Annotated in this window: 8 protein-coding genes; 4 read left to right on the forward strand and 4 right to left on the reverse strand. The window is 36.7% G+C overall.

Going from position 1 to position 11146, the window contains the following annotated elements; genetic code table 11:
* Nucleotides 1-25 precede the first annotated feature (25 nt).
* The 4 genes from A3EM_RS0129600 to A3EM_RS44000 form a co-directional block, all read right to left on the reverse strand.
* Nucleotides 26-1510: a RagB/SusD family nutrient uptake outer membrane protein gene (locus A3EM_RS0129600; RefSeq protein WP_157638161.1), complete on the reverse strand. Its 1485-nt coding sequence runs from the start codon at nt 1508-1510 to the stop codon at nt 26-28.
* A gap of 23 nt (nt 1511-1533) precedes the next feature.
* Nucleotides 1534-4905 carry a TonB-dependent receptor gene (locus tag A3EM_RS43995; RefSeq protein WP_083925324.1) on the reverse strand — a complete coding sequence of 1124 codons (3372 nt, stop codon included), beginning with the start codon at nt 4903-4905 and terminating at the stop codon, nt 1534-1536.
* A gap of 147 nt (nt 4906-5052) precedes the next feature.
* Nucleotides 5053-6099 (reverse strand): FecR family protein, encoded by a 1047-nt coding sequence (locus A3EM_RS0129610; protein WP_020531880.1) that lies wholly within the window; start codon nt 6097-6099, stop codon nt 5053-5055.
* A 156-nt stretch (nt 6100-6255) separates the two neighbouring features.
* The gene (locus A3EM_RS44000; RefSeq protein WP_020531881.1) at nt 6256-6969 is read right to left on the reverse strand and encodes an RNA polymerase sigma factor; all 714 of its coding nucleotides are present in this window, start codon (nt 6967-6969) and stop codon (nt 6256-6258) included.
* Between the two features lie 424 nt (nt 6970-7393).
* Between A3EM_RS44000 and A3EM_RS0129620 the strand changes: the two genes are divergently transcribed.
* The 4 genes from A3EM_RS0129620 (at nt 7394) to A3EM_RS0129635 (ending at nt 10530) form a co-directional block, all read left to right on the forward strand.
* Nucleotides 7394-7969 (forward strand): Crp/Fnr family transcriptional regulator, encoded by a 576-nt coding sequence (locus A3EM_RS0129620; protein ID WP_020531882.1) that lies wholly within the window; start codon nt 7394-7396, stop codon nt 7967-7969.
* Nucleotides 7970-8044: 75 nt separating this feature from the next.
* Nucleotides 8045-9025, forward strand: coding sequence for an NAD(P)-dependent alcohol dehydrogenase (locus A3EM_RS0129625; protein WP_020531883.1), 981 nt, complete (start codon nt 8045-8047; stop codon nt 9023-9025).
* 119 nt (nt 9026-9144) lie between these two features.
* Nucleotides 9145-9711, forward strand: a complete 567-nt coding sequence (locus tag A3EM_RS0129630) for a Crp/Fnr family transcriptional regulator (RefSeq protein WP_020531884.1) — start codon at nt 9145-9147, stop codon at nt 9709-9711.
* Nucleotides 9712-9792: 81 nt separating this feature from the next.
* Nucleotides 9793-10530: an SDR family oxidoreductase gene (locus tag A3EM_RS0129635; protein WP_020531885.1), complete on the forward strand. Its 738-nt coding sequence runs from the start codon at nt 9793-9795 to the stop codon at nt 10528-10530.
* Nucleotides 10531-11146 lie beyond the last annotated feature (616 nt).

The raw sequence follows: 11146 nt of genomic DNA on the forward strand, positions 1-11146 counted from the left end.
TAAAAATTACTAAGGGTTATTTAAATTAGTCAATGGGATTTTGAACCAACTTTGGATTTAAGGCAATTTCACTTTCGTGAATTAAATGTACAATTAAATTTGAAGTATGGGAAATGGTTCTGGGCCCATCCCAACTCACATCAACTGGAGTATAGGTTCTGTCCATTGTCATTTTGTTTCTGAATACATCGAATGAACGGTGACCTTCAAAAGCCAATTCCAGACGTCTTTCATCCATCACGATGTCAAAAGCTGAGGTATATCCCTGCATATCATTTTGAAATAGTTGATTTCCACTCAAACCTGCCCTTGTCCTAAGAAGATCTACTATTTCTATTGCCTGTGCATCCTGACCCTTTTTTGCCAGGGCTTCCGCCTTAATCAGGTACATTTCAGCCAATCTAAGTCGAATTGGAGAAGATAACATCTGGTTTCCTCCTTCATTGGTGTATTTCACATGGTAATATTTTGCCAATCCATTTCTCTTTTGTACTGTATAGCCGGCATCCTCAGTGGGATCTTCCACTAACGGTGTTTCGAAATGAGGCTCAATAAAATCGATTCTGCGGTCTTCCGGATATTTGTACAATAAATTTCTATAGGATGTGGAAGCATAAATTTCACCCCATCCACCAAAACCATTGAACATTGAACCCAGGGAACTTTTGCCATAATTTTCGGATGGCAGCACCTTAAAACAGAATATCGTTTCAGAATTTTCTTCCGGAAATAATCTAAAATAATTGCTATAATCGTCTCCTTGCAGCAATTCATATCTCCCGGAATTGATGACATTGTCTGCATAGGTAATGGCATTGTCATTATCTCCCATATACAAATACATCCGTGCTAATAAAGCATAGGCTACCTCTTTAGAGGCAAAGGCATTAGATTTGTTTTCGCTCATCAGGTTAGCTGCTTTTATCAAATCAGATACAATCAAGTCATAAGATTCTTTAAGAGAGCTCCTTCCGGGTAAATCGTCATTGTTTGTATCTGTACGAAGCATAATTCCCAGCTCATTTTCTGGGTCACTTACATTGGTATAGGGCCTTGCAAAGTACCGCACCAAATCATGATGAATCAAAGCACGAAGGAAATAATTTTCACCCAGAATCTGCTTCACTTTATCATTTGCGGAACTTTCATCAATAGCCTCAATTACTTTATTAGCTGAATAAATGGCCTGATAACCCCTTGTCCAAACCTGCCTGGACGAATTCGAGGCCACAGTATGTCCATAAGTATATGTATGCATGAGGTTATCACCTGTCGTTTTCACTAGAATTACATCATCACTCATCAATTCTTTACAAAACTTATCGTAACGGAGATATTGGTTCTCCTTTAATTTACCATAGGTACCAAAAGTCACATTTAGGAGTAGCTCCGGGTCGTTGGCTACCTGCTCTTCTGTGAGCTGGTCAATTGGTTCATATTCCAAATCATCACATCCAACAAATGAGGACAGGACTAGTACAAAAAGAAGTATTAATTTATATGAATTCATTTTCATTTTATTTTTATAGGTTATTATAAATCAAACTCAACTCCAAAAAGGATTTTTCTTGTAGGAGCATACAATCCGGTATTGGCATCTTGACCACTGGTGGGATTTTCAGAATTTGCAGATGGGTCCGAACCGCTAAACTTGGTGAATGTAGCCACATTGTCCACATTGACTTTAAATCGAAGATTGGAAACCGGGCCTAACTTTAAATTTGGAGTATAAGCAAAGGAAATATTTTGGATCCTGAAATATGAGGCATCCTCTATATACCTTGAAGAAGTATTAAATGAATTGTTATTCCCATTGTAGAGTAATTCAGGATGGGTGGCTATATCTCCGGGTTTCTCCCAGCGGGTCCAACCATCGATTGGATTAATTTTATTGTGAGCCAGAAAAGCTCCATCAGAATCCATTCTTTCCCGCAAACTAGTGTAAATCTGCCCGCCATAAGAATAATTAGCCAAAATACTCAATGAAAAATTTTTGTACATAAAATCATTACTCCAGCCACCATAAAAATCAGGGTAAGGTGTTCCTAAGATTTGAAGACTAGCCTGGTTATAACTGTCTGTGGTGGTCACATTGGCTGGGCTATTTGCATTGGCACCTCCTTCCTGGTGGATCATATTCCCATCTTCGTCTTCCCACCTCACCCACATGGGTTGGCCAGTTTCCGGATTCACACCAGCCCACTCTCGAATATACCATGACCTCAATGGCTCTCCCACTACGTAACGGTTTATTCCATTAGAGATATCTTCATCATCATTCAGACTAAGAATTTTACTTTTATTTATGTTGACGTTGAAGTTCATTAACCAGCTAAACTCGCCCTGAAGGTTCACTGTATTAATATTTAAATCAATACCTCTGTTCCTCACTGACCCTATATTTTTTTCCTGGCTTGAAAAACCGGTTGCGGCAGAAAGTGGTACACTTTGCAATAGATCCTCATTGATTCTGTTGTACCAGTCAAATTCAATTCTTAACCTGTTTTTGAGTGTAGAAAAATCTATCCCAAGGTTAGTCGTTTTGGCAACTTCCCAGGTAAGGTCAGGGTTTGCCAAACGAGCTGGAACTGCAGCAGAATTACCATTATAACTGGAAGAGAAACTATATGAACTTAGTGAAAGGTAGTTTTGAATGTTTGCATTTCCCGTTGTACCATAGCTGGCCCTGAGTTTCAATTTATCAATCCAATTATTTCCTTGTAAGAATTCTTCATTGCTCAAAATCCAGGAACCTCCCAGGGCATAAAAATTACCCCACCTGTTATTTGCCCCAAATTTGGATGAAGCATCGAACCTGTTTGACAATACTACAAAATACTTATCCTTAAAGCTGTAATCAACCTGGGCAAAGTACGATTTAAATCCGGCCTCTGTACTATTACCCCCCACCGCATTTGGAGTTCCCGTAGAATTTAGGGCACTCAATCCTACTGGAATATCCATCCCACTGGCATACAATGATTTATTTTTGCTATAGTTGTATTCCTGACCTAAAATAACATTCAGGCCATGATTACCAAAATCCTGATCATATACCAATTTATTGGAAGTCAGAAAAGAATTGCCATTGGTATTCCAATTATTTACAAGACCATTTTGAGATTCGCCCAGGAAATGATATTTGTCAAAAAGCTGAGCTCTTTCATCATTATAAAAACTAAACCGGTTGGTCGTTTTGAAGGTTAATCCCTCTGCAATATTTGCAGTTAATTCAAGATCCGTGGCAATATTTCTGGCCTGAGTCTTGTCCTCATAATGATCTCTGCTGTAAAAATAATTTGATTTGGCATTTCCGTGCCACAGAACTTCAGGGTCATAGGGATTGACAGGATTACCTGCCATATCATACGGAGCATCATAGGGCATTGAGATTAGATATTGTGCATAAAGACCTTCCTGACCACCCTGAGGTTCATTTGGGTGCCAATTATTGCTAATAACAGACCTTACACCCAGGTTAAATACTTTAGAAATTTCATGCTCAATATTTGCCCGGAAGTCAACCCTTTTGTAATCCATATTAATCATGGTACCCTTTTCATCAAAATAGTTTCCACTGATATAGAATTTGGTTTTATCGTTGCCACCAGAAACAGAAACCTGATGCTGTTGCACAAATCCAGTTCGTGATAGCATATTTTGCCAATCACCAGTATTTTCCAGATAGGAATCGGGAACTCTTTCATTAAGATATTCATCCAGGGATTGAGAAGGGTTGTCCAATTTATTGTAAGAATTGGTTGCTGCTGTTCTTTGGAAATCATATAGCTCCTGGGCATTCATGGGGTCAAATTTGCCATCTTGCTGATAGGATGGTCCGAAAGTAGAACTGACATGCACAGTCGTTTTTCCAGATCCCCCTGATTTTGTGGTAATTACTACCACTCCATTAGCTGCTCTGGAACCATAAAGACCGGTAGCGGCTGCATCTTTTAATATGGAAATAGATTCTATATCCTGGGGATTATAATAACCACCAATAACACCATCTACCACATATAACGGAGCTATCCCCGCTCCAAGGGAACCAACCCCTCTAATTACAATTTGAGGATTCTGACCTGGACGACCCGTTGTATTAGTAACCTGAACGCCTGCAACCTTTCCCTGAAGCATTGCACCAAGACTACTGGTGGTAACACCTTTCTTCAATTCTTCTTCCTTTACCACAGAAACCGAGGCAGTCAATTTTGATACATCTTTGGATGAATAGCCTAACACAACCACTTCTTCCAGTTGGTCAACATCCTGCTCAAGTTCTATATTAATTACAGTTTGTGACCCCAAAGGCATTTCTATTGATTTAAAACCAATGAAACTGTATTGTAGCACTGCATTGGCCGGCACGGATAATTTATAATCTCCATTCATATCCGTGATGGTTCCATTTGTAGTTCCTTTTACTAATATACTCACTCCGGGTAATGCTTCTCCATTTTCCTTTTCGATTACCTTTCCTGAGATTACCACATCCTGGGCTGGGTGGTTGGCAAATTCCTCCTCTACCAATTCAAGACTGCCATAGTTTCGCTGCACCTGAATGTTTTCATTTACCCGTTTAAACTTTAAACCCGTTTCCTTTGAAATATATCTGAGTACATTGGCCAAAGACTGGTTGTTAAAGTTGGCAGTGACCTTATGTTTCACCGCAAAAATATTTTTGTGATAGGCAAAATTAAAGTTAGTCTCTGCTTCAATTTTTGAAAAAACCTTATTTAAGCGATAATCCTCAAAGTTAAGGGAAACATAGATGTCCTCCAGACTTTCCCGTTGAGCTTTTCCTTCCTTAGCAATCAAAAAACTACAGAGGAAGACCTGAATTATTAAACTGTAAAATGTATATTTTGACATGACAATTAATTGTCTAAGTAATTTCATTTTCATAAATTTGATTGTTTTAATGTACAATTAAAATAGTTTCACTATCCTCTTTTTAAGGTAGGACCAGTACCTGAAAAAAGGATTTTGGGAATGAAAGTCAGTATTTTTATACTGGCTTTTTTAGCTTGTATCTGTTTTCATTTTCCTTTATTAATTATAAATTCTAACCTTTTTATCCTTTATCTCGAATTGAAAACCCAGGGAAAAACTGATCGCCTCCAGCACAGTCTTAAGTGATTCATTTTCATATTGCCCAGTGTAACCTTTCTCTATTTTTTGAGTTAGGTTCGTTTCAATTTTTACACCATACCATCTTTGCAACCTGCTTAATATTTCGTGAAACCCTGCGTCTTCAAAATAAATCTTACCTTCTTTCCAGCCTAATCTCTCTTCATATTTAAATTGGCCTTTATATAAATTATTTTTTTCTACATTTAATATAGCTTCCTGATTGGGCAACAAGTGAAGGGTATCTCCTTCTTCAGCATTAAGATTTTTAACTAATACCTTCCCTGTAACTACAGAAATCTGTTCATTTAATTCCCCCTTGTAGGCTCTGATGTTAAATGAGGTACCTAAAACTGTAGTTTGAGTTTGACCGGTTTTTATGATAAATGGACGCAAAGTGTCACGTTTTACATCAAAAAAGGCTTCTCCTTCCAAATACACCACCCGATTGATGTCACTAAAATGCTGAGGGAATCTTAACTTGCTTTCAGCATTCAGTTTCACTGAAGTACCATCATTCAATTTTAAGGTAAGTTTCGAACCTGTTGGAACTACTTTTTCAATTAAAAGTTCGGGGTCTATCACCTTCTCTTCAGGTGGATTTTGATAATTCCACATGAAATACACCGAAATTAACAACACGAGCAGTGAGGCCGCCACACCCATGGTTTTTTGATGGACTAAGACCTGAATTATTCCGGATTTACGTTGTTGATTTAATGAATCTGGCCTTTTCGATCGAAGTATATTCTCAAAAATAACATCTTCGTCTTCTTTGGAACCTGGTATGGATTTAAAACTGATGGATCGGTAAAGTTCCTTTGCCTGTAAAATGGTATCCTTTTTCGATGGGTGGTTTTGAATCCAGGACTCCCAGTAAAAGTTGTTTTCCGGAGTAGGATTTTTCAACCAATCCTGGAATTCTTCATCTTTTAGGAATTCAAAAACTGTATAATTTTCGTATTTCATTCAACTACCATTTAAGCATTTTAGGGAATCCTTCAAATATTTCCATGAACACCCTTTTATAAACCATAGGCAAGCCACCATCAAAATGACATCATTATTTTAAATAAAAAGTAAAAAAAGAATTTAAGCCTTTGATTTTCAGAGAAATAAATTTGGCTAAAAAGGAATGGAACTACCCGAATAAAGGAGGAAAATTTGGATTAAGAGAGAAAACAATATTAAACCCTCTTCAGAAGTTTTGAATTGTTTTTTTAATTCTTCCAGGGATTTGTAAATGAGATTTCTGGCGGATTTTATATTGCTTAATCCCATTATTTCAGCAACTTCCTGATAAGAAAGCTCCTGAAAAAAATAGTAATAAATAGCTTCTCTCTGTCTTTTACTTAATTTATTCAGATGATTTTCCAGGACTTTTTTTCTTTCCTGATTTAACTGACTGTTCAGGAGAATAATTTCAGGGGAAAGGTCAATTTTAAAACCTTCATAAGGATTAAGATCACTTGTAAAAATCATAAATTTCTTCCGGTTCAAAAATCGAAAAATTTTCCTTCGCAAAGATTTGAACAGATAAAATTTAATAGATTCCGTTTCACCCAGCCGCTCACGGTTTTTTCTAAGGTCAATAAAAAAATCCTGTAACAAATCTTTCACTAATTCTTGATCGGGGGTGAACTGTTGACCATATTGGAACAAAACCTGGAAATAGGTCCGATAAATATAATTAAAAGCCCCTTCATTTCCATTCCTAAATGCAGCCCAAATCTCTTTTTCAGCTAATTCACTAATATCAAAGGATTTCTCAAAAATAATAGAGGCTTCATTTTTATTTGAATGTAAAGATTTATCGGACTTGCTACCTCTTGTTTCCAAAACTGCATATGGTTATTCAATGAATTTTGAGTACCAATTTAGCAAAAATGATTTTAAATCCAATTTTGGTCCTGATACTTAAGACCTGAAATACAACCTTTTCTGCACAAACAGGATAATAAATACTTTGAAAAAATCCGGACCATTTAAAATTTCAAACTTTATGGACTTCTAAATACGCTAATCGGAAGTGCTATCAAATTTTCAAGTATTGTTCACTTGCAAAGTAAGACTTCCCATCTGGCAACTCTCTTTAAAAAAACACCATCCAGCCTTTAGCTCAGTTGCTTTTAAAAATTTTACTTTTTCATAATATTATACAGCATGGCCCCCTACCACAATATTTCAACTTTCCCCCAATTTTGCTACTTTTAGATCTGGTTCAAAATGGTGTATAGACTGGATACACTTCAAAGTAAATTATATGAATCCGTACATTAAAAGAATAAAAGACCTGTCTAATAATTTAGATCCCAAAATCCGAACCGAGATGGAAAAGGGATTTACCGATAAAGTTTTTTTAAAAGGATCATACTTACTCAGGCCCGGACAAATATGTACCTCACATTTGTTAATAAAAAAAGGCTTAGCTCGAAAATTCTACCAGCACAAAAACAAAGAAATTACAACCGAAATATATTTACCCGATGATGTGGCGGTCTCCTTGGATAGCTACATTATGCGTAAACCAGCCAATTTGTATATACAGGCATTAACTGAACTTGAGGTTACTATTATTGATTACAGCCGATTCGATAAGGTAAAAAACAAGTATAACGATGTCATGATATTAGATAAAATGTTTATTGAGTATTATGCGGTCTGGTTTGAGCAAAGGCTCAAAGAATTTCAAACTATGGATGCCTCACAAAGGTATTTGAGCTTACTTGAAAAAGAACCAAAAATCATTCAGCTTCTGCCAGTATCAATTATTGCTTCCTACCTGAATGTATCTCTGGAAACTTTATCCAGAATCCGATCAAAAATCGCTTCCTCCTAATTATTTGACCTAAGTCAAATTTACGCTTTATTATTTAGCCTAGTTTTGTGTAAATACCAACTTAATGGCAACAAAATGAAAGCGATTGTATTCAAAAGCTATGGTGATCCTGAAGTCCTTCAGCTCGAAGAAATTGAAAAACCATCACCCAAAAATAATGAAGTACTTGTACGGATTTATGCCACTTCGGTAACTGCAGAAGATCCGAAAATGAGAGGATTTAACCACCCCCCCTTATTGAAATTCCCTATAGGACTAATGTTTGGATTTAAGAAGCCAAAAAATCCTGTTTTAGGAATTGAGTTTGCAGGAATAATTGAAAATGTTGGCTCAAAAGTAAAAAATTTCAAAAAGGGAGATCAGGTATTTGGGTATACCGGATTAAAATTTGGGGCCTATGCCCAATATAAATGTTTACCTGAAAACGGACTTTTAAATATTAAACCCAACAACCTGTCCTTTGAAGAAGCGGCCTGTTTGGTCAATGGTCCTCTTTCAGCTCTTACCTACCTGAAGAAAAAGGGGAAAATTAAAAAAGGAGATCATGTGTTAATTTATGGTGCATCAGGGTCTGTAGGTACTGCCGCTGTGCAATTGGCAAAATACTTTGAAACAAATGTTACAGGAGTTTGCAGTACCAAAAATGTAGCAATGGTAAAATCAATCGGAGCGGATTGGGTAATTGACTATACCAAACAAGATTTCACTCAAAATGGCCAAAAATATGACCTGATCTTCGATACGGTTGGTAAAACGGCTATGAAAGATTGCCTGAAAATATTAAACCCAAAAGGGAAATACTTATTGACAGATTTTGGATTGTCTCATATTTTACTGACTTTTTTTACTTCCCTTTTCAATGGCAAAAAAGTGATCGTTGCCTCCTCAAATTTTTATTGGAAAAGAGAGGATTTAAAATTTTTTAAGGAACTTGCAGAAAACGGTCATTTAAAGCCTGTTATTGACAAAATATTTCCTTTGGACCAAATGATTAATGCGCATAAATATGTGGAACTTGGCCACAAAACCGGCAATGTTTCAATATCTGTTCAATAACCAGATAATTAAAATTGCCATCTTTTAAGGTGGATTTCCTGTTTTTCAGAAGGCCCATGGAAACCGTTTTTTTACCAAATGATAAATAATAAAAGTTTAGTTTTTCCCAACTTGCCAATATGAAAGAACTGATCGCCTACATTCTACAATTTGGGAATCTAAATAAACAACAGATTGACCTTATTAAAGGTAAAGCCAAAGCAATAAGCCTTCAAAAGGATGACTATTTTTCAGAAGCAGGAAAAATACCCAAACAAGTTGGTTTTGTAGTAGAAGGAGTTCTCCGTGGTTGTTATTATACCCACAAAGGAGAGGAAATTACCCGCTGCTTCATTGGTGAAAACAGTCTGGTAGTCGATTACGTCAATTTTGAAGCAAATGTAGTTTCTTCCGAATATTTACAAGCTTGTACTGACTGCAAACTCATTGTATTTTCTAAACCACACTGGGAGGAAATTTCACAAATAGTGGTAGGTTGGGATAACATCAAAAACAAAATGGTGCAATTATGTATGTATCAAAAATCCAGAAAAGGTCCGGTGGTTTCCCAGGATGCAACCACTCGATATTTGGAATTTCTGAAAAATTATCCATCTCTAATTAACAGGATTCCATTAAACTACATTGCTTCCTACCTGGGTGTTACACAACAATCTCTAAGCAGAATTAGGAAAAACATCCGGTAATTGCTTTTTACCATTTGGTAAAACATTCCATTTTCAATCATACCACCTTTGCTTCATAAAATTTAAAAACACAGAAGCAAAATGAGAAAAGTATTAATTACAGGAGCCAACAAAGGCATTGGCTTTGAAACCGCAAAGCAATTATTAAGCAAAGGATTTTATCTATATATTGGAAGTCGGGACCTAAAAAAAGGGGTGGAAGCAGTGAAAAAGTTGCAGGCAGATGGCTTTCCCAATGTAGAAGTGGTACAGCTCGATGTTACCGAAGAAAACTCGGTAAAAACAGCCCGTGAGGAAATTGGGAATAAAACCGAAGTCCTGGACATTCTCATTAATAATGCGGGCATCAACGGAGGCAGTCCATACACGGCACTTGAAGCTAGTTCAGACCAATATTTGACCACCTTCAATACAAATGTCTTTGGGGTGGCAAGAGTTACCAGAGCATTTATTGATATTTTACAAAAATCTCCAGAGCCAAGAATTGTAAATGTAAGTACCAGTGTAGGTTCCCTCTCCCTGCAAAGCAATCCAAACTGGCCTGCCTATGACTATGCCAAATATGCGGTTTATGGGGCTTCTAAAGCTGCTTTGAATATGTATACAGTTCATCTGGCCTATGAATTACGAGATACTGATTTTAAAGTAAATGCAGTTTGCCCAGGGTATACAAGTACAGATTTTACATTTCACAACGGAGGTGAAGTAGCCCTAGCGGGAAACAGAATCCTAAAATATGCATTAATTGGTCCGGAAGGACCAACAGGTAAGTTTTTCAGTGAAGAAACCAATCCGGAAACAGGTGAAATTCCCTGGTAATCAACCTAAAATGATTTTTTATCTGAATGGTAATATTTTGATTCTGACAGTTAGAAGTGAACATAATTCAAAATAAATGTTCACTTCTTCCTTAGTAAAAACCCCTACTCCACCACTTTAAATTCCGCAATTACCGGATAGTGATCGGAGATTTCATCTACTATTCCTTCATTGATCACTGAAGCGTTGGTACAGGTTTTTGCCAGTTCGGGACTAACCAATATGTAATCAATCCTTTGTCTTTTATAAACGATTTCTTCAGCGGTGGAATAGGGTGCAACTGCAGGGGATGGAAATGTATATCGCTTCTCGGCATCTTCTTCAAAACTTTCAATTACGTCTTTCAAGGGATAGGCTAGAAAAGAAGATATTACGCTGTAATCGAAATCTTCTTCATATTTTTTCCAATACTTATTATTTTTATACAGGTAATTATCGAAGGGAGATAGGGCATTAAAATCTCCAANCACCACATAATTGGATTTTTCCTCAGAAATTGCCGTCTTCATGTAGGATTTGATCAGGTTTGCTTCCTGCCGTCTTACCTCCAGATCTGAGGGAGACAAATGCACAATTAAAAAATCTATTCCATAAGTAGAAACATGTAGCATTCCAT

This window comes from Flexithrix dorotheae DSM 6795, from assembly GCF_000379765.1.
Classification (GTDB): Bacteria; Bacteroidota; Bacteroidia; order Cytophagales; family Flammeovirgaceae; genus Flexithrix; species Flexithrix dorotheae.